Here is a 22,971-nt window from a genome sequence, read left to right as displayed (position 1 = left end):
CTACAGGCTGCGGATGGCGCCGATGCCACCCTGTTCAAGAATCGCGGTCATATTGCTCTTCGCCACGTCGTCGGGGAAGGCGCTGTCGCGGAACACGACCACGCTCTCGCCCGCGGGGTCGAGCTCCTGGTGCCAGGCGACGATGCCTTTCGCGATGGGGCCAATCATCGCGGTGGTGATTTCATCCGCCAGGCAGGTGAAGAGGGTGCCGTACGCGACGGAGCGGACGGACACACCAGCGAACTCCCTTGTTTCCAGGGACTCGCACAAGTCGATTCCCGACTTGAGGAGCAGCTCATGGAGGAGGTCCTGCTCCGTCCGGTCGGGCAGGACGTGCTCAACGCTGTCGAGTAGGGTCGCCTCAAGGTCGTCAGGGTCAGGATTCCATGCCCGGATGTTGGAGGTGTCGAGCTTGAAGACGCGGTAGCCGGTGTCGCTGGGGAACAGTTCCGCGCCGGTGTTCAGCTCTTGGCCCGCGCGGCGCAGGTACTCCTTGGTCACCTCGGCGATGGTCCGCGGCTTGCCCAGCGCGTCGCAGAATTGCACGGCCCTGCTCTGGTTCCTATTGCGCGGGTCGAGGCGCTCGGGCAACTGCACCAGAATGTAGCGTCGCTGCTTTCCGTCCTCGGCGTTCTGCAGCATGGTCGCGTGGCCCGTTGTGCCGCTGCCTGCGAAGAAGTCCAGGACGATTCCGTCGCCCTCAAGACCGATTTGGATGAGGTATCGGAGCAGTTCCTTCGGCTTCGGGTACTGGAAAGGGATGCCAAGCTTCTCCAGTTCTGACCGCATCCTCTCCGTCGTGCCCATGTTGCGCAGTACGGAGACGATGTTCCGTGCTTTGCACCGTTCGCGCCGGTAATAGACCACTCCTCGGTTCGAGAGATGGAAGCTCAGCTTGTCGCCGTTGTCGTCGAGCGGCCGACAGCCGTTCGCGATGAATGCGCGCAATTTGTTGGCGTTCGCCCAGCCGCTGTAAACGCGGCACTTCTCCGTCAGCCGGCCTTCTCTGGCTCGCATCGGGTCGATCCTGATCGGATATGAGGCGGCGTACTGTCTGGTCAGTTCGCGGGTGATGTGGCGGTGCCGCACGGCCTCTTCGAAGAACTCGTCGGGAACGTCGCTGATCTCCAGGTCCAGCGTCTCGGCGAGACACGGGAATCCGGGCGGCAGTTCGATCTCGCTGGGCGGGTTGCCCGGACCGTTCTTCGTAATGGAGTTCTCGGCGTAGCCCTTCAGGAGATTGCTCTCCTTCCGGGTGTTTGGGTCGACAACATGGCCGAGGGTCATGAGGTCGGCGTTCTTCGCGTAGAGGAGGACGTATTCGTGACTGCCCTTGACCTCGAACTGGTTGTCCGTGTGTCCCTCGGTGTTCCACACGAACTGAGCGATGAAGTTTTCCTCGCCGAATATCTCGGCGCAGATCTTCCGGAGGTTATCGACTTCGTGGTCATCGATGCTGATGAAGATGACACCGTCGTCCCGCAAGAGGTTGCGCGCCAAGAAAAGGCGGGGGTACATCATGCTGAGCCAGCTGGAGTGGTATCGGCCACTCACCTCGGTGTTGCTGCTGGACTTCTTTCCCTCACCCGTCACCTGGCCGGTGAATTCGAGATAGCTGCGGACGCCGTCGGTGAAGGAATCGGAATAGACGAAGTCATTGCCGGTGTTGTACGGAGGGTCGATGTAGATGAGCTTGACTGACTTGTCGTAGCTCTTCTGCAGGAGCTTGAGGACCTCGAGGTTGTCGCCCTCGATCATGAGGTTCTGGGTCGTCTCCCAGTTCACGCTCTCCTCAGGGCAGGGGCGCAGCGTGCCCGTGCTCAGCTGGTGTGCGAGTTGTTGGGACCGGCGCTTGCCGGGCCAGGTCAATCTGTACTTCTCCTCCCGCTCGGCAACCATGCCGCCGAGTAGTTCCCTGAGTGCGTCAAAGTCGATCTCGCCCTCGATGAAGACCGAGGGGAACAGATCCCCTAGACGTTCCAGATTTTCGGCCGTCAGATCGGCTGAGTGGGAGATCGGGCTGTCGGCTTCGATCTTCTTCATCGTGCTTCTCTCAATGCCTCTCTGGTGCGTGGGGGCTCGATCACAGCTCTTGCCGTGCGTCGCGGGATGCTTCCCGCAATTGTTGGATCTCGGTGTTCAGTTCTGCCCGTACGGCGAGCTGCCGCTCCTTGCGAGCGCGTGACCGCAAGGCGGCGATCCGGTCCTGGACCTGGCCGTACGTCCGCAGGGCGACCTGCCGGGCGGCGGTTCGCTCGGGCGACCCGGCCAAGGCGAAGGTATCGGTTACCGCCGATGCCTGTACGGCGACGAGTACGTCGAGCCAGCCGTGGTAGAGGGCGAGGAGGGACTCGCGGGGCTGGCGTGCGAGCGGGAGGGCCGCAAGCAGCTCATCTCGTACGGCCCGCCCCGGACCGTCGTGGAGTGAGATCTCGGTGACCTCGCCGTCTACCACGGTCCTGCCGTTCCCTCCCGCGGCGAGTGCTCGGCGCTTGAGGGCCAGCGACAGGAACCGACGGCCGGGTTCTTGAGCGGTGAGGAGCACCACGGGGTAGGGGACGGCGCGATGGACGAGTTCCCCGATGCGGTCCGTCCTCGCGTCCGGTCGGAGACTGAGCGTGAGCACGTTGATTTCCAGCACCTCGCGTACGTCGTCGGCGTAGGCCGGAATGCCGACCGTGCCGGGCTTCAGCGTAGCTGCCCATCGCAACTCATCGATTCCCTCGGTGAGCCTGCGGCGGTCTGCGGGAACTAGGGGAGTGGCCTCCAGCAGCAGGGCCTTAGGCACGCGCTGTCCGACATGGGTCTGGATGGGTAGTGCGAGAGCGTTGATAAGCTCTGTAGCCGCGCTCAAGCGACCGTCTCCTCGTCTAGTACGACAAGGAATGCCAGCACCTCGAAATCGTCCATCCCGTTGAACTCTCCGGTGAGTACGTGGGTGCCTCCCGGGGAGAACAGGCTGGCCACCGACCGCTCGTGGCTTCTCCCTAGCACGGAGCCGACAGCCGTTGCCAGCGAGTGCCGGGCCGCGGTCATTTTTCGACCCTTGCGGGTCGCAGCGTCGAAACGCCCATACGCCGCTGCGTCGGGCATGTCGCGGCCCAGGGACAGGCGCTTGAGCCGGTCGAGGATCTGCTTGGCCTGGGTGTGCGGGAGCAGTACCGTCTCCTGCTCGCCGACGTGCACCAGATAATGGGGCGCGAGTGGGTAGCCCGGCTCGGCTGAGCGGTCGGCCGCGTCTCCCTCGGCCCGCAGACAGAAGATGATGCCCGGTGGGATGTCGGCCTCGGCCGTGGTGGTGACGGCGTAGGCGCCAAGCGGGGCACCGGCCGCTTCGTCGAGGTGATGCTTGGTGAACTCGGCCAGGTCGATACGGAAGTCGGTGAGCGTGAGATCTGTGATGGAGACGCCGGTGGACAGGTCTTCCAGGTCGATCACCGAGTCCTGGAGTTTGACGAGCTGGGCGCGCCTGTACTCGAGGTCGTTCATGTGGTCGCCGGCGCGCGGCTCGATCAGGTTCTCCTCGCCGGTGGCGGAGACATCGAGCAGCACCATGCGGCCACTGACGCGCCGCTCGACGTTGATGTACTCGTCGAGTTCCATGTTGGGCCAGAAATTGGCGAGCTGGATATGAGCGTTTGGCGATCCGAGGCGGTCGACGCGCCCGAAGCGCTGGATGATCCGGACCGGGTTCCAGTGAATGTCGTAGTTGATTAGCCAATCGCAGTCCTGGAGGTTCTGTCCCTCGGAGATACAGTCCGTGGCGATGAGTAGATCCAGCTCGCCCTCGCTGGCTAGCTCCTCCGGGCGCTGTTTGGCCTGCGGGGCGAAGGCGGACAGGACCGTCGACATGTCCTTGGACAACCCGGAGAGAGTGGTGCGGATTCCGGCCGAGCCGGTGACCAGGCCGGACTCCAGGGTCAGGTTCTTGGAGGCCCAGGGGGCGAGATGCTCGTAGAGGTATTGCGCGGTCTCGGCGAAGGCGGTGAAGATGATGATCTTTCGGTTCCCCGGATTGATCGGATTCCGGTACTTCTTAGCGATCATCTCCCGGAGGGCGGCCAGCTTGGCGTCCCGGTCCGCAGTCACCTCCCGCGCGGCGGCGAGCAGCGTGGCCAGCCGGTTGCGGTCTTCGACGAGGTCCTGCCGCCAGCGGATTAGATCTACATCGCCGAGCAGTACCTTAACCTTTCTGCCGACGAGCAGGCTCTCGAAGGCGGGGTCGTCGACGTCTACGTCCGAGATGTCGATCTCTTCTACCTCCCCCCCTCGCGACTCGATCCGCGCGAGTGTCTCCTCAACGTCACGAAGCTGGCGGCCAATGGTCAGAGCGAAGGAGTGAACGGAGCTCTCCAGCCGCTTGAGCACATTGACACGCAACAGGTGGATCAGGCTCTCCTCGCGGTCCGCTTGCCTAAACGAACCCTTTCCGCCTCCGAGTTGCGTGTTGTATTTGGCATCGTAAGCCGCCTGACGGTGCGCGAGGACATAGCGCAAGGGGGCGTATACCGCGAGGTTGAGGCGGCGGATCTCCTGGTTGATCTCCGCTATCGGGCGGAAGGCTCCGTCGAGGTCGACGTCTGGTCGTACGTTCAGCGGTTTGAGCCGTTCCGGGAAGCGGCCTGTCTCGGCCGTCCCGTAGTACTTCTCGATGTGGCGGCGGGACCGGGCGATCGTCAGGTGGTCGAGAAGCGTGAAGTAGTCGAAGCCGAGCATCTCAATGAGCCGGGCCGGAGTCCGGTCCGTCCGGTCCAGTTCCAGCCAGCGCTTGAACTGCATCTGGGCCAGTTGCGTTGTCCTGTCGATGCTGTCGATGCCGTTCGCGGCCAGGGCGTCGTCCCGACCCTCTGTGGCGAAGGCGATCTGGTTGCGTAGATCGGCCAGGCGGTTGTTGACCGGGGTGGCGGACAGCATCAGGACGCGGGTCTTCACACCCTCCTGGATGATGCGGCGCATCAGCCGGTCATAGCGCGTCTCGCCGCCCTGCTTGGGGGTGTTCTTGTTGCGGAAGTTGTGGGACTCGTCGATCACTACCAGGTCGTAGTTTCCCCAGTTGACGTGGGAGAGGTCGAGATCGCCAGACATCCCCGTGTCCCGTGACAAGTCGGTATGGTTAAGAACGTCGTACCCGAAGCGGTCGGCGGCCAGGAAATTGCGCCGGTCGTTGGCAGCGTAGAGCGTCCAGTTCTCGCGAAGCCGCTTCGGACACAGCACCAGAACCCGGTCGTTGCGCAACTCGTGGTACTTGATGACGGCCAGCGCCTCGAAAGTCTTTCCGAGGCCGACGCTGTCGGCGATGATGCAGCCGCCGAAGCGGTCCAACTTGTCGATAGCGCCGACGACCGCGTCGCGCTGGAAGCGGTACAGCTTCTGCCACACCACCGTGTCACGGATACCGGTGGCCGCATCGATCACCGTGTCCTCGTCGAGGTCGTCGCCCCGACTGCCGAACAGATGGTGCAGGACGAGGTGGTAGATGCTGGAGGGTGCGCGGCGCGCAGCAATCGAGCGCAGCGTTGTGATCAGGGTGGACTGATTGCCGTCGTCGGTCCTGGAAAGGGCACCCCACTGCTGCTCAAACCACTGGGCGAAGAGGCTCGCCTCCGCCTCTGTCTCGGAGGTCTGGACGAGGCTGAGGGGATTGCCCGGGGCGAGCCCCAGTCCGTGGGTGCTGAATGAGACTGCGCCGGATACAGCGCGCACCGGCTCGCCGGAGTCACGGCGGATGACGAAGGATCCCTGTGGCACGGCTCCGGACGCGTGGCGTATCTCGGTGTGGCCGGCCAGCCAGTCAGCACAGCGCTGCGCGAGCCAACGGCTACGGAGTTGGTTTCGCGCGGCCCGGTCTGCCGTCGTGCCTAGAAGTTCCAGATCGGAACCTTCTGCGGGCAGGAGTACGCGGGCCCTAGTGACGGTGGTTAGGGGGTCGAGCAGCTCAGCGAAGGCGAAGAGCGAGAAGTGAGGTGCTGCGATGTCAAGTTCGTGGCCGGGTTTGAGGTCCGGGCGCAGAAGGTCGATGACTCGATCGGCCCCATGGTTGCTTACGAACTTCACGACACTCCTCTGGTCTCCTCTCTGTACCGTATCGGCTGCTGTTGACATCATCCGGCGAATGAGACGATCAGGTTGCGGCTAAGAGCAGGCGTTCTGTGAAGAGCCCGATGCAGCCAAACGCCCCTGGGGCCGCCCTGTTCCCGGACGAGCAGCCATGGGATGCGGCCATCGGAAGGGTAGGGGCGTCGTGCGGGGAGTTCTGGGAGCGCGCCGGGGAGCGGTGGCAGTACGAGGAGGGGGAGCCGGTAATCCCGGATGGGGACGCGACCCGGGCCCGGGGCAGGAGGATGGCCGTCCCCGCGGCCGCCGGCCGCCTGTTGGGAAGTGTCGCCTTGAGACCGAGGACCGGGGCATCGCGTTTCCAGAGAGGGGTCGCGAACAACGCGAGGTCGGCGGAACGGCTTTTGGGCGGGAGCTGCCTTGGCGCGAGTGATCATGGCCCCTTACGCTGGCCCGCGGATCGGGCAGGTTTGTGGACCTGCCCGTTAGTGCCCGATGTGGGGCCATGATCTTCGAGGCTCGCGCCAAGGTGGCTGCCTAAAAGCCGTGGAGCCGACCGCCCCAGCCACGACGTGTTCTGACCTCATGCTCCGTGTGCCTGCCTCTTGGGCGGGTGCTTGAACCAGTAGGGAGACTTTGAATCACGCACGCTCCGCTGCACGTTGATGCTGCTCTGCGCCCGGTGACTGCTGGCTCGTGGTGTAGAACCCTGGGCATGGGGAGTGAACGGCGAGAGCGGATGCGGGCGCTCGGGGTGCGTCTCCGTGCGCTTCGTGCAGAGGCCGGTCTGACGGGTGCTGCGTTGGCTCAGCGGGCACATGTAGGGCAGCCGACTGTGTCCAAGGTGGAGAACGGGCGCATGGTCCCGAGCCTTGAGGTGCTGGACCGGCTCTCTCGCGCCCTCGGCCTCGATGAGGCGACTGCCCTGGAGGTGCGTGACCTCCTGGCCGCGGTAGAGGCGGCTGTGGACTCCGGTGGACCGGAAGACGGCGCGGCGTCGACCGGTGTTGCCGTTGATGATGAGGTTCGTTCCGCTCGGCTGGTGCGCTCCTTCCAGTGCGTCGTTCTGCCGGCCATGCTCCAGAGCGCGGAGTACGCCCGCCATGTCTTCGAGAGTGCGCCGGGCGCGACGCCTGAGTCGGTGGGCCGGGCTGTTGCTGCCCGTGTGGAGCGGCAGAGCGTGCTGTACGAACCTGGGCGTGAGTCGGTGTTCGTGCTGACTGAAGCCGTGCTGCGGACCTGGCCGGGGACGCCGGCGCTGATGCTGGCTCAGCTGGATCGGTTGCTGGCTGTCGAGAGTCTGAGCACGGTGCGGCTCGGGGTCGTCCCCTGGCGTCGCCCGGTTCCGGTCCTGCCTCGACATGGGTTCACGTTGTGCGACCGGCGTGCGGTCGTGGTCGAGACGTTCGGTGCCGAGTGGGTGTCGGTCGACTCCGACGATGTCTCCTCGTACGAGGAGACGTTCAGTCGCTTCGAGCGGGCTGCGGTCTTCGGTGATGAGGTGCGGGAACTGCTGTTGTAGGTGATGCAGGAGTTCCGCGACTTGGGAGACGCCCTCACCCCTTAGAGGAATAATTCCTCTGTATGCCTGGCCTGTTGGGTCTGCTTGGGAATACTCTGCCGCTGGCTGTCTACCCCCCTAGACGATGGTGAGGAGTCTTCTATGCGGTCCAAGTGGTGCCGTGCCTTTCCTGGTGTGGCAGAGGAGGTGGCGCAGGCGCGTCACTTCGTCGCTGCCCTGCTCGACGGGCACGGCCCCGTCGACGAAGCCGTCCTGGTCGTGAGCGAGTTGGCGACCAATGCCGTGCGGCACTCCCGGAGCGGTGTGCCCGGCGGCTGGTTCCTCGTGGTCGTCTGCTTCGGCGATGACCTCGTACGCATCGAGGTGGTCGACGAGGGCGGCGATCGGGTGCCGCATCTGTGTGACGTGACCAGTCAGGAAGAGAGTGGGCGCGGGCTCCTGCTCATCGCGTCCTGCGCCAAGGACTGGGGTGTGAAGAGCTGGCCCCAGGGGCGTGCTGTGTGGGCCGATCTGGTCCGGGAGGGGGTGTGATCACGCCTGGCCCTTGGGCAGCGGGCGACCATCCCGCGGGCGGTGGCGGGTGACTCCTCGGGGTGTGCCTCGGCGACGGTCGCGGTTCTTCGTGGTCGGCGTGCGTACAGGGCGGCGCCTCCCGCCCGTTCCGTCTAGGGCCCTAGACTCCTGGTTACTTCTAGGAGGTGCGGTCATGTCGGACGAGCTGCAGCGGATCACCGCCATCGATGATCCGTATCTGCTCCTGCGCGAGGTCACCAAGAGGCTGGCCGACGCGCAGCAGGAGGTGACCGAGCTTGCCCGGCTCCGCCGCCGTGTCGTCCAGGACCTCCACGCGCAAGGACTGTCCTATGCACAGATCGCCGAGAAGGCCGGTCTGAGCCGTGGGCGAATTCACCAGATCCGGCACACTGGACCGGCACCCGAAGGGGCCTTCCTGGGCGTGGGTGCCGTCACTGTCGTGACTCCGCTGCGGTGGGACGGCGAGAAGAAGCGTCCGGTCGTCGCCATGGCCGACATGAACTCCGGGAAGCGGCTGGAGGAGCTGGCCAAGTCCTACGGGCTTGCCGTCAGCTCCGGTCACGTGCAGGTGAGCGGTGAGATCGACCTGAACCGCGACGGCCTGATCGTCGTGTGCGGGCCGGGTATGTCCGAGGCCATGAAGGATCTGTACGCCCAGGACCCGGTACTCGGCTGGGAGCATCCGGAGGGCGAACCGTGGGCGCTGGTCGACCGGCGCACCGGGGCGACGTATCACGCGGGGGCGGACATCGAGCCGCGCCGCCCGCACGACGTCGGATACCTCGGCCGGCTGCCCCGACCGGACGGCAACGGCTCGGTACTCGCCATCGCCGGAATCCACACGGCAGGCTCCCTCGGCGTGGTCCACCTGCTCTCCTCGGATCTCAACTCGCTCTGGGGGCAGGTGGGGGAGCGGCACTTCTCCACGCTGGTGAGCGTCGACTACGACCCCGAGACCGACGAGCCGCAATCCGTCGAACTGCTCTGCCCCCTCTACCTGCACGACGAGGAGGCAACGGCATGAACGTCGCCCTCGGCACGCAGCCGGCCGACCCGGGACGGGAGAACGAGGACTTCGCCGCAGCCGGTCCCGGTGCGGCCGTTCTCCTCGACGGCGCCGGCGTGGCCGGGGCGGAGACCGGATGTGTACACGGCATCGCCTGGTTCTCCTCGACGCTGGGCGGGCTGCTGCTGGCCGGTATCGCGGCGCGGCCTGCCCGGCCGCTCGCCGACTGCCTCGCCGACTCGATCCGGACTGTCCGCTCCCTGCACGAGGACACCTGCGACCTCGCGTACCGGGCCAGTCCGACCAGCACGGTCGTCGCTGTCCGGGTCGAGGCGGGAGCCCTGGAGTACCTCGTCCTCGGTGACTCGACCCTCCTCCTCGCCGAGACGGACGGGACTACGGCCGCAATCACCGACCAGCGCTTGGACGAGGTCGGCGAACGGCTGCGCGGACCGCTCGACGCACTGCCCACCGGTTCACCCGAACACGCCACCGCCCTCGCGGAATACCGGGACGCTCTGACCAGCCTCCGCAACCGGCCGGGCGGCTTCTGGATCGCCGGCCCCGACCCGCAAGCGGCCCGGCATGCCCTGACGGGGACGGTGCCGCTGGATTCACTGGCCTCCGTGACACTGCTGAGCGATGGCGCTACGCGACTCGTCGACAGCTTCGAACTCGCCGACTGGAAAGAGGCGTTGGGCCTCCTCAACTCCTCGGGACCGGATGAACTGATCCGGCGCGTACGTGCGGCCGAGGCTGACGACCCCAACGGCCGGCGCTGGCCGCGAGGCAAGACCCGCGACGATGCGACCGCGCTGCACTGGGTCATGTCGTAGCGCATCCCAGCGGTCTTCGAGACACGCTCGTATACCCCCCTAGACAGTTTGACGGGGCGTCGGTTACGGTTTCCGTCAACCCCCCTAGACAGTCAAGGTGGGTCGACTCCCTTGCTGTCTAGGGGGGTATCCAGTTCGATCCGGCGCCCGCGTGGGCGCCCGACCTGAGTGAGGTTCACAGAATGCGTTTCATCCCCGTGGACACCTCGTCCGCAACTCTGCTGGTCACCAAGCTGCCCGAGGTCAAGGTGAGGGACCGGCAGACCGGTGAAGTAGCCGTAGACCCGGTGACCAACGACCGGCTCATGGTCCTGGAGCTGGTGTTCATCGCGCAGGGCGGCTCCGACATGATCAAGGTCACCGTCCCCGAGAAGGGCGTTGGTGAAGGGCTGGCCATGGGCGCGCCGGTCTTCCTGTCCGGACTGGTGGCCCGGCCCTGGGAGAGCGAGTTCGGCGGTCGTGCCCGGCACGGCATCGCCTACCGGGCCGACGCCGTCATGGCCGGCACCCCGGCGACGGCACAGGGCTGAGTGTCATGACCGATGCCCTGTGGGTCCTGATGCTGGGATTGCAGGCGGTGGCCGCGCTGGTCGCTGTGCGTCGTTGGCTGCCGGTCCTGTTCTGGTGGCTGGTCGGGTATCCGGCCGTCACGCTGCGGGTGCTCACCTCGTACCGGGCCACCATGGATGCCTGCGGCCTCACGGTGCCCGCTTCGGCCATGCGCCGGGCCACCGCCCGGATGGTGGGGCGGCAGGCTGCTCCCGTGCCGCCTCGCCGCTCGTTCCCGCTGCCGACCGGCTCCGGGCTCGTGATGCGCCTGCGCATGGCGGCCGGGCAGTCACCCGAGGACTTCACCGCCTCGGCCGACCGGCTGCGGCACGCCTGGGGCGCGCACGCCGTGCACGTCCGGCCCACCAGGCCCGGGCGGCTGGAGCTGAGGTTGGTCGGCTGGGACGTCCTCACCGACGTACGGCCCCCTCGGCGATGGCTGCGGACCGAACCGCTGTCCCTGCCGCTCGCGCTGCGTGAAGACGGGCACTGGCACGTCCGAGACTTCCGCACCGTGCCGCACGAACTGATCCTCGGCGCCACGCAGTCCGGCAAGTCCGTGTACCTGCGCAACCTGCTGTGCGGGCTGGCCCGGCAACCCGTCGCGCTCGTCGGCATCGACTGCAAGTGGGGCGTAGAACTGGCCCCGTTCGCGCCCCGGTTGTCGGCACTGGCCGACACGCCGGACCGTGCGAACGAACTGCTGGATGTCTTGGTGGAGGAGATGGAGGCGCGGTTCCGCCTCATCGGCGTGACGGGCGGGACCGCCGGTTCAGATGCCCGGCTGACTTCGGACGTCTGGGGCCTGCCGGAGAAGGTACGGCCGGTGCCGGTCGTGGTCGTCGTCGACGAGGTCGCCGAACTCTTCCTCGCCGCGAGCAAGGACGACGAGAAGCGACGGGACGCCATGGTCACCAAGCTCATTCGCCTCGCCCAGCTCGGCCGCGCGGCCGGCTTCTACCTGGAGGTCTGCGGGCAGCGCTTCGGCGCCGAACTCGGCAAGGGAGCCACCATGCTCCGCGCCCAGCTCACCGGCCGCGTCTGCCACCGCGTCAACGACGAGACCTCCGCCACCATGGCGCTCGGCGACATCGCGCAGGAAGCGGCCTTGGCCGCAACCTCCATCCCGGCCGAACGGCCAGGCATCGCGGTCGTCGGCGACTCCTCCGGCGGCTGGTCCCGCGTCCGCTCACCCCACCTCACCCTCGACGACGCGGCGACCGTCTGCCGCGACACCTCGGCCCTGGTCCCGGAACTGCCCCGCCTCGACGCCTTCCGACCCGTCGTCGCCAAGCCCGCCGGGCCTTCCTCCGCCACTCCTGCCGTGCCCACCGCCCGCCCGGTGACCGAGTAACCGCCCTCCCACTCCCACGGCCGGCGTGACCGCTTCACGCCATGTCCCTACCCCTCCCATGCCTGAAAGCGGAAGGACCCCTGTGTCACGTCCCTCCATCGCCGAGGTCAGCGCACTCATCGCCGACCTGGCCGCGCTCAGGAAGAGCCGCACCGCTGCCGAGTACGACGCCCTCATGGACCGCAAGGCGGACCTGCTGGAGCGCATCGCCGCCCACACGCCCGGCGACACCGACGCCGCAGAGGTGGCCCGCCTCGCCCGCGAGCGCGCCGACTCACTCAAGACCACCGACTGATCACGCCGGAAGGAGACCGAGCCGATGCGTGCCCACCTGGCCCGCGTGGACGCCGTGATCGTCCAGGCCGTCATCGCCGGTGCCCTGTCCTTCTCCCACCTGCACGACCTCGCCGCGGCGGCCGGACAGGACGGCTGGAAGGCGTGGGCATACCCCGTGAGCGTCGACCTGCTCTTGGTGGCGGCCTGGCGCCGGATGCGTCAGCAGCAGCGAGCGGGAGCGGCCGCCGGTGGCCCGCGGCTGTGGTTCCTGGTGGCCCTGGCCGCATCGCTCGGCGCCAACATCGCCACGGCCGGGCTCCTCGACCTCGACCACGTACCGGCCTGGCTCCGCGTGACGGTCGCGGGCTGGCCCGCCGTCGCCTTCTTCGGCGGCACCCTGCTGGCCCACGCCCCCCACACTCCGGAAACGCCGACGGCCTCTGCCTCCCCGTCGACGGACGCCGAACCGACTCCGCGTCCGGCTATGGCTGTCGTCGACCGACCCGAGGGTGACGCGCTGCTGGTGCTCTCCAACGACCCCGAACCGGAGCTGAAACCCACCACCGAACGGGAAGCAGCTCCGGCCCCGCCGGCCGCTTCCACCGTCACCCTGCCGCCCGCACTCGTGGACCGGGCTCGGGCTCTGGCCGAGGAACACCGCTCGACCACAGGCCGCCCCGCCGACCCCGACGCCGTACGCGTCCGGCTCGGCCTGCCCCCGGCCATGACCCCGTCCGTCGCCGCACACCTCTGAGAGGAGCACCGCCATGAACCGGCGCTTCCGCAACGTCCGCCGCATCGGCCCGGTCAACGTCGCCTCGTTCGTCGACCGCGGCCGCAACCGCCACCTGGCCGCCTGCACCGCGCCCCGCTGCGACTTCTCCGCCGAGTACGACAGCCGCGCCGCCGCCGAACTCGCCGCCCGCCTCCACCGCTGCCCGGCCTGAACAGGAGACCTATCCAAGTGGACGTTCCGCTCTGGCTCGCCCTGCTCGTCGTCGGAGTCCTCGGCGTCAAGCTCATCCGCCCGCCCGTGTGGCTCATCGCCGTTCTGCTCGTCGGCGGCTACCTGCTCGCCGACAGCCTGCTCGCTCCCGTCATCGACAGCTTCCTCAAGTGACCCGCGAAAGGGGATCGTTCATGTTCCGGCCGAAAGTCCCGACCATGCCGCAGCCCACCGGCCCGGCCGTCCCGCCCGCCGTCGTCGTCGAGCCGACCACCATCACGCCGGGCACCCCGGCTCCGATCGCTCCAGCTCCGCCCGGCCCCGCCACCCGCTTCACGCCCGGCAGCGCGCTCGCCCTCGTCGGCGGCGGCACCGCCGTGGTCCTGGTCGTCGGCGCCGTCCTGGTCTCCATGCTCCTCGCCGTCGCCCTCACCGCCACGTCCGTGGCCGTGTGCGCCGTCGTCGTCCGTTCCGTCCTCACCCGCCGCTGACCTCACCCCTCCGCCCGCCCGGCCTGCCCATGCTGTCTAGCCCCCTCGACAGGTCGGGCGCCCACATCACCCGCCCATCTCTCGCAAGGAGGAACCCGCACATGCGCCCTGCGGCTCCGACCGCAGCCATCCGCCAGCTGGCCACACTCGCCCGGCACGGCGACCTCAGCGCCTACGCACACCAGATCCAGCGCCTCGGCGGCTGCGAGCAGCCCGTTCGAATGGAGGGCCAGCGACTCGACGTCCATGCCGCAACCGGGGAGATCGTCCGCGAGATCGCCGACCGCGATCTTCCGGCCGGACAGCTCCTCATCCGTTGCAACAACCGTCGTGCCACCCGGTGCGCCGCCTGCGCCGAGATCTACCGCAAAGACACCTTCCACCTGGTCACCGCCGGCCTGACCGGCGGCAAGGGCATCGGCCCGTCCGTCGCCCAACACCCCCGGGTCTTCGCCACCTTCACCGCCCCGTCCTTCGGCCCCGTCCACAACCGCCCCGGCGGCGGCCGGTGCCGCTGCGGACGCCTCCACCCCGACGACGACTCCGCCCTCGGCACACCCCTCGACCCGGACCGCTACGACTACCGCGCCGCCGTCCTGTGGAACGCCCACGCCGGGGCACTGTGGGGCCGCTTCACTACCTACCTGCGCCAGCACCTCGCCTCCCACGCGGGCATCACCCGCTCCGCACTGCGCGACTGCCTCAAGGTCTCCTACGCCAAGGTCGCCGAATACCAGCGGCGCGGCGCCGTCCACTTCCACGCCGTCATCCGCCTCGACGGCCCGGACGGCGCCGAAGACACCCCACCGGCCTGGGCCACCACCGAACTGCTCACCGACGCGATCCGCTCAGCAGCCCGGCTCGCCGAGACACCCGGCCCCGTCCTCGACGGCCACGCATACGCCTTCCGCTTCGGCGACCAACTCGACATCCGCCCCATCCGGTCCGCCGACTTCGCCGGCACCTCGGAACTCTCCAGCCGCGCCGTGGCCGCCTACATCGCCAAGTACGCCACCAAGGGCGCCGAAACCGCGGGCACCCTGGACCGCCCCATCCGCAATCCCATCACCGACCTGATCGGCTCCGGCGTCACCGACCACGCCCGACGCATGATCCTCACCTGCTGGCACCTCGGCGCGCTCCCGGAACTCGAAGACCTGCGCCTGCGCAAGTGGGCTCACATGCTCGGCTTCCGCGGCCACTTCTCCAGCAAGTCCCGCGCCTACTCCGTCACTCTCGGCGCCCTCCGCCAGGCGCGCGCCGACCACAACGAATCTCTGGCCCGCGAACGCGCGGCCCAAGCCGGTCACCCGCTGCCCGACCCGGACACCGTCCTGGTCCTGTCCCACTGGCGCTTCGCCGGAACCGGACTGACCGCCGCTGAGACCTGGCTCGCTGCTTCACGCCGATCTACCTCCGACACGGAAGGAGATTCCGCATGGACCGCCGACGAGACGAACTGATGACTGTCCCGCAGGTTCTCGCCGAGCTGGGCGGGGTCTCCCGGCGCACCTTCTATCGCTGGCGAGAGCTGGGGCAGGCCCCGGAAGCGATCAAGCTTCCGAACGGCGAACTGCGCATCTGGCGCAGCGACTTCACCGCATGGCTTCACGGGCTCGGGGAGGCGGCATGAAGTCGCATGACGTGAAGGTGTGGAGCATTCGTAAGCGGCCGTACAAGACGCCGTCTTACGACGTGCGGTGGAAGGTCGGCGACGCTTCGCCGTTCTCCGAGACCTTCCGGACCAAAGCACTCGCTGACAACTTCCGTGCACAGTTGCTGCGGGCCGCACAGAAGGGGGAAGCCTTCGACACGGAAACTGGTCTGCCGGACTCCATGGCACCGGTCAAAGAGGATCTCACCTGGTATGACTTCGCACGGGCGTATGTGGCCATGAAGTGGCCGCACGCGGCCCCGAATTCCCGAGACAGCCTGAACGAGACGATGACTCTCGTCACAACTCAACTCCTGGGCGACCGCCCCGGCCGTCCGGCAGACGATGTGTTGCGGCGGGCCCTCCGCGGCTGGGCCTTCGTCCTCCAGGCCGAGGGCGAGGACGCCCCGCCGGTGGACATCGCGAACGCCCTCCGGTGGGTGGGCAAAGCCTCGCTGCCGCTGAAGACGCTCAAGAACCCGGCGGACATTCGCAGCGTCCTCGACTCGCTCAAGCTCACCCTTTCCGGTGCCCCGGCGGCTGCTGAGACGGTGCGGCGTAAGCGGGCCGTCCTCTTCAACGCCCTGGCGTACGCGGTCGAGCTGGGGGAGCTCCTGGAGAACCCGGTCACGCTCGTGAAGTGGAAGCTGCCCAAGGTGACCAAGCAGGTGGACCGCCGAGTCGTGGTGAACCCCCAGCAGGCGGCCGAGCTCCTTCGGGCTGTCTCGTACGTCGGCGGCTACCGTCGGGCCCGTGGGCGCCGACTCGTCGCACTCTTCGCCTGCATGTACTTCGGTGGGCTGCGACCAGCGGAAGCCGTGGCCCTGCGGCGCCCGGACTGCACTCTGCCGGACACAGGGTGGGGCTCGTTGGTCCTGGAGAAGAGCCGTCCCACGGTCGGCAAGCGCTGGACCGGAACGGGGGAGGTGCACGACAACCGCGGTCTCAAGAACCGGCCCGCGAACGAGACCCGCATCGTTCCGATTCCGCCCCGCCTCGTTCGCATGCTCCGAGACCACATCGACGAATTCGGCACGGCCGAGGACGGCCGGCTGTTCGCCAACGAACGCGGGGGAGTGGTCGCCTCGACCACCTACTGGCGTGTCTGGGACGAGGCGCGGCACTTGGCGCTCACGCCCGAGCAGGTGGCCTCGCCGCTGGCTGCTCGGCCGTACGACTTGCGGCACGCCGCGCTTTCCTCCTGGCTCAACGCCGGCGTGGACCCCACCGAGGTTGCGGAGCGCGCGGGCAACAGCGTGGAAGTGCTCCTGAGCCGCTACGCCAAGTGCCTCGACGGCCGCCAGGACGTCGCCAACCGTCGGATCGCTGAACTCCTCGGCGAGGGCGACGACCAAGAAGGCATGCACGGCGACGGGACCTGATCCCGACACACCTCCGACACGTAGCACCTGCGGCATGATGGCCCCTGGACCACAGTCCGGGGGCCTCGTCGTTCCCGGTCTGACCTGCGGATTCCTGCCCTGCGGCCAGTCCACGCATAGTCCACAGCACCTGACATAGGGCCGCTCCGAGTGGCACACGCCTGCACACACGCGAAGACCCCGTCCTCAGCGTTCTCGCTGGTGGCGGGGTCTTTGGGCACCTAATCCAAGGTGCCCCCGGCAGGATTCGAACCTGCGCACACGGCTCCGGAGGCCGTTGCTCTATCCCCTGAGCTACGGGGGCGTGTCGGCCGGCTAGCTGTTGCTCGCGGCGACGGGTAGAACACTACCAGCTCGCCCGGGGTGGTCATGAACGGGTTTTCGCTGCCGACGTCCCTGATCGCGCCCGGGGTGGAAGCGGAGCGGGGGCGTCAGGTGATGGGGGTGGGTGTCCCTCGCGTGGGGTGGAAGTGGGGAAAACCCGGACGCGGTGGCCGGTCCGGACCTACTCTCGAGTTGTGCCTAGGGCGTCTGGCCGAGTCCTTGTTGTGGACGACAACAAGGTCATCCGGCAGCTGATCAGGGTCAATCTCGAGCTGGAGGGCTTCGAGGTCGTGACCGCGGCCGATGGTGTCGAGTGTCTGGAAGTGATCCATCAGGTGCGGCCCGACGCCGTCACGCTGGACGTGGTCATGCCGCGGCTGGACGGGCTCCGGACCGCCGCGCGGCTGCGTGCGGACCCCCGCACCCGGGATCTCCCGCTCGCCATCGTCAGCGCCACCTCCCAGTACGAGGTCGGTGCGGGGGACGAGGCCGGGGCCGGCGTCGACGCCTTCCTGGCCAAGCCCTTCGAGCCCGCCGAGCTCGTCGCCCTCGTACGGCAATTGGTGGAAGGGCGGAGCGATGTCTTCCGCGCCGTCGGGGAGAGCGAGGCGTCCGCTCAGGCCGAGTCGGCCGGGTAGCCGTCCCGCGCCGCTCGCGGGGGCGTCCGTCCACATCCCGGGATTGCCGCCAAACCGGTTCGCTTACCCACCCCCCTCCTCCCCTACGCTTGACCCGTGACTCCCGTAGAGCTCTCCCGCACCGTGCTGCGCGCGGTGCGTCGCGCTGTCGACGCGGGCGAGCTCCAGGTGACCGTGCCCACGCGAGCCGTGGTCGCGCCGCCGGGACCTGGGGGCTGTGGCGACTACGCCACCAACATCGCCCTCCAGCTCGCCCGCCCGGCCGGGCAGACCCCCCGCCGCGTCGCCGAACTGCTGACGCCGTACCTCGTCGACGTCGACGGCATCACGGACGTCGTCCTCACCGGGCCCGGGTTCATCAACATCAGCCTCTACGGCACCGCTCCCGCCGCCCTCGTCGAGGAGATCCTGCGGCGCGGCACCCGCTACGGATACGCCGACGGACCCGACGGCCGGGTGGTGCAGCTGCACTGCCCCCACGACCTCCGTGCCGTCGTCGTCGCCGAAGCCGCCGCCCGCATCCTCCGCTCCCAGGGCGCCCTCGTCCGCACGAGCTGCACCGCCCCCCTCGCCCCCGAGTGGACCGCCGCCCTCGGCGTACGCGTCGACGCCGCCGGACCGGCGCCCGCGGAGCTCGCCGTCACCACCCGGCCCGTTCCCGCCCCCGGCGATCCCGACCCCCTCCGCCTCGGACGCGACGCCGGCCGCTGGGCCCTGCTCCACCCCGCCCCCCACGACCGGCCCCGGACCGGCGACGAGCACCTCGTCCAGCGCGAGAGCAACCCGCTCTTCCGCGTCCGGTACGCCCACGCCCGCACCCGCGCCCTCACCCGGAACGCCGCCGACCTCGGCTTCACCGCCGAGCCCGGACCTCTCAGCGAGCCCGGCCCTCTCACCGAGGCCAGTCCCCTCACCGGGGCCCCGGCCGAGCGCGCTCACCACACAGCGCCCTCCGCCGAGCCCGCGCCCTCCGCCGAGCCCGCGCCCTTCACCGGGACAGGCCACCTCACCGAGCCCGCCCCCCACCCCCTCCTCGCCGCCCTGGCCGACCACCCCCGCGTGCTCGCCGCCGCCGCGGAGCACCGGGCCCCCGACCGGCTCGCCCGGCATCTCGTCGCCGTCGCCGACGCCGCGCTGCCCTTCCTGACGGCCGTGCTCCCGCGCGGGGCGGAGAAACCCTCGGCCGCCCACCGCGCCCGGCTCGCGCTCGCCGAAGCCACCGGGGCGGTGCTGGCCGGCGGCCTGACCCTGCTCGGTATCGACGCACCCGACCATCTCTGAGAGAGCTCCGTAGACGCCATGAGCCGTTCCGCACACCCCGCCGGGCCCCGTCACGCCGACGTCCTCACCGACGGGCACTACTCCGCGCCGCCCGCCGACCTCAACGCCCTCGACCCCAAGGTCTGGGCCCAGACCGTCGCCCGCGACGCGGACGGTGCCGTCACCGTCGGCGGGATCACCGTGACACGGCTCGCCGAGGAGTACGGCACCCCCGCCTACATCCTCGACGAGACCGACTTCCGGGCCCGGGCGCGGGCCTGGCGCACCGCCTTCGGCGCGGACGCCGACGTCTTCTACGCGGGGAAGGCCTTCCTGTCCCGGGCCGTCGTGCGCTGGCTGGACGAGGAGGGGCTGAACCTCGACGTGTGCTCCGGCGGCGAACTCGCCACCGCGCTGTCCGCCGGGATGCCCCCCGAGCGCATCGCCTTCCACGGCAACAACAAGACCGCGCCGGAGATCCGGCGGGCCGTCGAGGCCGGCGTCGGGCGGATCGTGCTCGACTCCTTCCAGGAGATCGTCCGCGTCGCCCACATCGCGCAGGAGCTCGGCCGGCGCCAGCGCGTGCAGATCCGCATCACCGTCGGCGTCGAGGCCCACACGCACGAGTTCATCGCCACCGCCCACGAGGACCAGAAGTTCGGCATCCCGCTGGCCGGCGGGCAGGCCGCCGAGGCCGTGCGGCGGGCGCTGCGGCTCGACGGGCTCGAGGTCATCGGCATCCACTCCCACATCGGGTCGCAGATCTTCGACATGTCCGGCTTCGAGGTCGCCGCGCACCGCGTCGTCGGACTGCTCAAGGACATCCGCGACGAGCACGGCGTCGAGCTGCCCGAGATCGACCTCGGCGGTGGCCTCGGCATCGCCTACACCAGCGACGACGACCCCCGCGAACCGCACGAGATCGCCAAGGCGCTGACCGAGATCGTGACGAGGGAGTGCAAGGCCGCCCGGCTCTCCACCCCGCGCATCTCCGTCGAGCCGGGCCGCGCCATCGTCGGGCCGACCGCCTTCACCCTCTACGAGGTCGGCACCATCAAGCCCCTGGAGGGGCTGCGGACGTACGTCTCCGTCGACGGCGGCATGTCGGACAACATCCGCACCGCCCTGTACGACGCCGAGTACAGCGTCGCCCTCGTCTCCCGCACCTCCGACGCGGAGCCCATGCTCGTCCGGGTCGTCGGCAAGCACTGCGAGAGCGGCGACATCGTGGTCAAGGACGCCTTCCTGCCCGGTGACCTGGCCCCCGGCGACCTCATCGCCGTACCCGCCACCGGGGCGTACTGCCGGTCGATGGCCAGCAACTACAACCACGCGCTGCGGCCGCCCGTCGTCGCCGTGCGGGACGGCGAGGCACGCGTCGTCGTCCGGCGCGAGACGGAGGAGGACCTGCTGCGTCTCGACGTCGGGTGAGCCGACGGCACCGCGGACCCGGGTGGAAGATCTTCCGTCCTCCACCCTCGCGGAAATGAAATAAATGTCTCACGATCCGGACGAAACGCAGAAAAGCCCGTCCGGTGCGTGAGACTGGTCCCACCGTAGAAGGTATGAAGGAAACGAGGTCGGATGATGCGTACGCGTCCGCTGAAGGTGGCGCTGCTGGGCTGTGGAGTGGTCGGCTCAGAGGTGGCGCGCATCATGACGACGCACGCCGACGACCTCGCCGCCCGCATCGGGGCCCCGGTGGAGCTCGCGGGCGTCGCCGTGCGCCGGCCCGACAAGGTGCGTGAGGGCATCGACCCCGCCCTGGTCACCACCGACGCCACCGCCCTCGTCAAACGCGGGGACATCGACGTGGTCGTGGAGGTCATCGGCGGCATCGAGCCCGCCCGGACGCTCATCACCACCGCCTTCGAGCACGGCGCCTCCGTCGTCTCCGCCAACAAGGCCCTCCTCGCCCAGGACGGCGCCGCCCTGCACGCCGCGGCCGGCGCGAACGGCAAGGACCTCTACTACGAGGCCGCCGTCGCCGGCGCCATCCCATTGATCAGGCCGCTGCGCGAGTCCCTCGCCGGCGACAAGGTCAACCGGGTGCTCGGCATCGTCAACGGCACGACCAACTTCATCCTCGACGCCATGGACACCACCGGCGCCGGGTACCAGGAGGCCCTCGACGAGGCCACCGCCCTCGGGTACGCCGAGGCCGACCCGACCGCCGACGTCGAGGGCTTCGACGCCGCCGCCAAGGCCGCCATCCTCGCCGGGATCGCCTTCCACACGCGCGTTCGCCTCGACGACGTCCACCGCGAGGGCATGACCGAGGTCACCGCCGCCGACTTCGCCTCCGCCAAGGAGATGGGCTGCACCATCAAGCTGCTCGCCATCTGCGAGCGGGCCGCGGACGGGGCGTCGGTCACCGCGCGCGTGCACCCCGCGATGATCCCGCTCAGCCACCCGCTGGCCAGCGTGCGCGGCGCCTACAACGCCGTCTTCGTGGAGTCCGACGCGGCCGGGCAGCTGATGTTCTACGGACCCGGCGCCGGCGGTTCGCCGACCGCGTCCGCCGTGCTCGGCGACCTCGTCGCCGTCTGCCGCAACCGGATCGGCGGCGCCACCGGCCCCGGCGAGTCCGCCTATGCCGCACTGCCCGTCTCGCCGATGGGCGACGTCGTCACGCGCTACCACATCAGCCTCGACGTCGCCGACAAACCGGGCGTCCTCGCCCAGGTGGCGACCGTGTTCGCCGAGCACGGTGTCTCCATCGACACCGTCCGGCAGTCGGGCAAGGACGGCGAGGCCTCCCTCGTCGTCGTCACCCACCGAGCGTCCGACGCCGCCCTCGGCGGCACCGTCGAGGCGCTGCGACAGCTCGACACCGTGCGGGGTGTCGCCAGCATCATGCGGGTTGAAGGAGAGTAACCAGCAATGACCCACCAGTGGCGCGGAATCATCGAGGAGTACCGGGACAGGCTGCCGGTCTCCGACAGCACGCCCGTCGTGACGCTCCGTGAGGGCGGCACGCCGCTCGTGCCCGCGCAGGTGCTCTCCGAGCGCACGGGCTGCGAGGTCCACCTCAAGGTGGAGGGCGCGAACCCGACCGGGTCCTTCAAGGACCGCGGCATGACCATGGCCATCAGCAAGGCCAAGGAGGAGGGCGCGCAGGCCGTCATCTGCGCCTCCACGGGCAACACGTCCGCCTCCGCCGCCGCGTACGGCGTGCGCGCGGGCATGGTCTCCGCCGTGCTCGTGCCGCAGGGCAAGATCGCGCTCGGCAAGATGGGCCAGGCCCTCGTGCACGGCGCGAAGATCCTCCAGGTCGACGGCAACTTCGACGACTGCCTCACGCTGGCCCGCGCGCTCAGCGACAACTACCCGGTGGCGCTGGTCAATTCGGTCAACCCGGTCCGTATCGAGGGGCAGAAGACGGCCGCCTTCGAGATCGTGGACATGCTCGGCGACGCGCCCGACATCCACGTCCTGCCGGTGGGCAACGCGGGCAACATCACCGCGTACTGGAAGGGCTACAAGGAGTACGCCGCCGACGGGGTCAGCACGAGGAGGCCGCACATGTGGGGCTTCCAGGCCTCCGGCAGCGCCCCGATCGTGCGCGGCGAGGTCGTCAAGGACCCGTCGACGATCGCCACCGCCATCCGCATCGGCAACCCCGCCTCCTGGGACTTCGCGCTCGCCGCGCGGGACGAGTCCGGCGGTGCCATCGACGAGGTGACGGACCGTGAGATCCTGCGCGCGTACCGGCTGTTGGCCTCCCAGGAGGGCGTCTTCGTCGAGCCCGCGTCCGCCGCGTCGGTGGCCGGTCTGCTGAAGGCCGCCGAGCAGGGCAAGGTCGACCCGGGACAGCGCATCGTCTGCACCGTCACCGGCAACGGACTGAAGGACCCCGACTGGGCCGTCGCCGGCGCCCCCCAGCCGGTCACCGTCCCCGTCGACGCGGCCACCGCGGCCGAGCGCCTCGGCCTCGTCTGAGACCCCGCCCGGAGCGACCGCGGCCGGGCACCCGGCGGGACGGCCCGGCCGTCCCGCCGGCGGGAAACGCGCCGCTTCCACCGGCGCGAACGGGCGTAAGAGACGCCCAGCCGGGAAAGCCCTTGACGGGGGGTGCACAGGGGGCTTGCGACACGCATCGTGCGCCTCCCGTGCGCCCTATGTCGCCGCGGAACCATCCTTGG

The 22,971-nt window shown here is 69.0% G+C and carries 22 protein-coding genes and 1 tRNA gene; 19 read left to right on the top strand and 4 right to left on the bottom strand.

Annotation, left to right across the window (positions count from 1 at the left end):
* Genes ACFWJB_RS15700 through ACFWJB_RS15690 form a run of 3 tightly spaced genes read right to left on the bottom strand, consistent with a single transcriptional unit; the run spans nucleotide 1 to nucleotide 6,054 of the window.
* Nucleotides 1-2,043, bottom strand: a complete 2,043-nt coding sequence (locus ACFWJB_RS15700; protein ID WP_386922753.1) for a site-specific DNA-methyltransferase — start codon at nucleotides 2,041-2,043, stop codon at nucleotides 1-3.
* Nucleotides 2,044-2,083: 40 nt separating this feature from the next.
* Nucleotides 2,084-2,854: a DUF4391 domain-containing protein gene (locus ACFWJB_RS15695; protein ID WP_386922751.1), complete on the bottom strand. Its 771-nt coding sequence runs from the start codon at nucleotides 2,852-2,854 to the stop codon at nucleotides 2,084-2,086.
* Nucleotides 2,851-6,054: a helicase-related protein gene (locus tag ACFWJB_RS15690; protein ID WP_386922749.1), complete on the bottom strand. Its 3,204-nt coding sequence runs from the start codon at nucleotides 6,052-6,054 to the stop codon at nucleotides 2,851-2,853. Before ACFWJB_RS15690 ends, ACFWJB_RS15695 begins: the two co-directional genes overlap by 4 nt.
* A 715-nt stretch (nucleotides 6,055-6,769) precedes the next feature.
* Here ACFWJB_RS15690 and ACFWJB_RS15685 point away from each other — a divergent pair.
* The 14 genes from ACFWJB_RS15685 to ACFWJB_RS15620 all read left to right on the top strand — a co-directional run bounded on the left by ACFWJB_RS15685 (nucleotide 6,770) and on the right by ACFWJB_RS15620 (nucleotide 16,604).
* Nucleotides 6,770-7,576 carry a helix-turn-helix domain-containing protein gene (locus tag ACFWJB_RS15685; protein WP_386922747.1) on the top strand — a complete coding sequence of 269 codons (807 nt, stop codon included), beginning with the start codon at nucleotides 6,770-6,772 and terminating at the stop codon, nucleotides 7,574-7,576.
* Nucleotides 7,577-7,717: 141 nt separating this feature from the next.
* Nucleotides 7,718-8,107, top strand: coding sequence for an ATP-binding protein (locus tag ACFWJB_RS15680; RefSeq protein WP_386922745.1), 390 nt, complete (start codon nucleotides 7,718-7,720; stop codon nucleotides 8,105-8,107).
* A 175-nt stretch (nucleotides 8,108-8,282) separates the two neighbouring features.
* On the top strand, nucleotides 8,283-9,134 hold the full coding sequence (locus ACFWJB_RS15675) for a sigma factor-like helix-turn-helix DNA-binding protein (protein ID WP_386922743.1): 852 nt from the start codon (nucleotides 8,283-8,285) through the stop codon (nucleotides 9,132-9,134).
* On the top strand, nucleotides 9,131-9,952 hold the full coding sequence (locus tag ACFWJB_RS15670; protein ID WP_386922741.1) for an integrase: 822 nt from the start codon (nucleotides 9,131-9,133) through the stop codon (nucleotides 9,950-9,952). Before ACFWJB_RS15675 ends, ACFWJB_RS15670 begins: the two co-directional genes overlap by 4 nt.
* Nucleotides 9,953-10,134: 182 nt before the next feature.
* A complete protein-coding gene (locus ACFWJB_RS15665; protein ID WP_386922739.1) occupies nucleotides 10,135-10,482 on the top strand; it encodes a hypothetical protein in 348 nt (115 codons plus the stop codon).
* Between the two features lie 5 nt (nucleotides 10,483-10,487).
* The gene (locus tag ACFWJB_RS15660) at nucleotides 10,488-11,855 is read left to right on the top strand and encodes an FtsK/SpoIIIE domain-containing protein (protein ID WP_386922737.1); all 1,368 of its coding nucleotides are present in this window, start codon (nucleotides 10,488-10,490) and stop codon (nucleotides 11,853-11,855) included.
* Between the two features lie 82 nt (nucleotides 11,856-11,937).
* A complete protein-coding gene (locus tag ACFWJB_RS15655; RefSeq protein ID WP_386922735.1) occupies nucleotides 11,938-12,150 on the top strand; it encodes a hypothetical protein in 213 nt (70 codons plus the stop codon).
* A gap of 24 nt (nucleotides 12,151-12,174) precedes the next feature.
* Complete coding sequence (locus ACFWJB_RS15650; protein ID WP_386922733.1) at nucleotides 12,175-12,885, top strand: DUF2637 domain-containing protein; 711 nt, start codon at nucleotides 12,175-12,177, stop codon at nucleotides 12,883-12,885.
* Between the two features lie 13 nt (nucleotides 12,886-12,898).
* Entirely contained in the window at nucleotides 12,899-13,078 is a 180-nt protein-coding gene (locus ACFWJB_RS15645) for a mobile element transfer protein (protein ID WP_235074018.1), read from the top strand.
* 17 nt (nucleotides 13,079-13,095) lie between these two features.
* Nucleotides 13,096-13,251 carry a hypothetical protein gene (locus ACFWJB_RS15640; RefSeq protein WP_279329954.1) on the top strand — a complete coding sequence of 52 codons (156 nt, stop codon included), beginning with the start codon at nucleotides 13,096-13,098 and terminating at the stop codon, nucleotides 13,249-13,251.
* 20 nt (nucleotides 13,252-13,271) lie between these two features.
* Entirely contained in the window at nucleotides 13,272-13,568 is a 297-nt protein-coding gene (locus ACFWJB_RS15635; protein WP_386922730.1) for a SpdD-like protein, read from the top strand.
* A gap of 101 nt (nucleotides 13,569-13,669) precedes the next feature.
* Nucleotides 13,670-15,031: a replication initiator gene (locus tag ACFWJB_RS15630; RefSeq protein WP_386922728.1), complete on the top strand. Its 1,362-nt coding sequence runs from the start codon at nucleotides 13,670-13,672 to the stop codon at nucleotides 15,029-15,031.
* Nucleotides 15,007-15,201, top strand: coding sequence for a helix-turn-helix transcriptional regulator (locus tag ACFWJB_RS15625; RefSeq protein WP_386922726.1), 195 nt, complete (start codon nucleotides 15,007-15,009; stop codon nucleotides 15,199-15,201). Before ACFWJB_RS15630 ends, ACFWJB_RS15625 begins: the two co-directional genes overlap by 25 nt.
* Nucleotides 15,198-16,604, top strand: a complete 1,407-nt coding sequence (locus ACFWJB_RS15620) for a tyrosine-type recombinase/integrase (RefSeq protein ID WP_386922724.1) — start codon at nucleotides 15,198-15,200, stop codon at nucleotides 16,602-16,604. The genes ACFWJB_RS15625 and ACFWJB_RS15620 overlap by 4 nt, the downstream gene beginning before the upstream one ends.
* A gap of 232 nt (nucleotides 16,605-16,836) precedes the next feature.
* Here ACFWJB_RS15620 and ACFWJB_RS15615 read toward each other — a convergent pair.
* Nucleotides 16,837-16,908, bottom strand: a tRNA-Arg gene (locus tag ACFWJB_RS15615).
* A 166-nt stretch (nucleotides 16,909-17,074) separates the two neighbouring features.
* Here ACFWJB_RS15615 and ACFWJB_RS15610 point away from each other — a divergent pair.
* The 5 genes from ACFWJB_RS15610 to thrC all read left to right on the top strand — a co-directional run bounded on the left by ACFWJB_RS15610 (nucleotide 17,075) and on the right by thrC (nucleotide 22,768).
* Nucleotides 17,075-17,566, top strand: coding sequence for a response regulator (locus tag ACFWJB_RS15610; RefSeq protein WP_386922722.1), 492 nt, complete (start codon nucleotides 17,075-17,077; stop codon nucleotides 17,564-17,566).
* 96 nt (nucleotides 17,567-17,662) lie between these two features.
* A complete protein-coding gene (gene nrtL, locus ACFWJB_RS15605; protein WP_386922720.1) occupies nucleotides 17,663-18,847 on the top strand; it encodes an ArgS-related anticodon-binding protein NrtL in 1,185 nt (394 codons plus the stop codon).
* Nucleotides 18,848-18,865: 18 nt separating this feature from the next.
* Nucleotides 18,866-20,257 carry a diaminopimelate decarboxylase gene (gene lysA / locus ACFWJB_RS15600; protein WP_386922718.1) on the top strand — a complete coding sequence of 464 codons (1,392 nt, stop codon included), beginning with the start codon at nucleotides 18,866-18,868 and terminating at the stop codon, nucleotides 20,255-20,257.
* A 153-nt stretch (nucleotides 20,258-20,410) separates the two neighbouring features.
* The gene (locus ACFWJB_RS15595; RefSeq protein WP_385467313.1) at nucleotides 20,411-21,703 is read left to right on the top strand and encodes a homoserine dehydrogenase; all 1,293 of its coding nucleotides are present in this window, start codon (nucleotides 20,411-20,413) and stop codon (nucleotides 21,701-21,703) included.
* A 6-nt stretch (nucleotides 21,704-21,709) separates the two neighbouring features.
* Complete coding sequence (thrC, locus tag ACFWJB_RS15590; RefSeq protein ID WP_386922715.1) at nucleotides 21,710-22,768, top strand: threonine synthase; 1,059 nt, start codon at nucleotides 21,710-21,712, stop codon at nucleotides 22,766-22,768.
* The last annotated feature ends 203 nt before the right edge of the window (nucleotides 22,769-22,971 follow it).

Origin of the sequence: Streptomyces sp. NPDC127100, from assembly GCF_042724095.1 — a bacterium.
Classification (GTDB): Bacteria; Actinomycetota; Actinomycetes; order Streptomycetales; family Streptomycetaceae; genus Streptomyces.
This window is presented reverse-complemented; position numbering and strand designations above follow the sequence as displayed.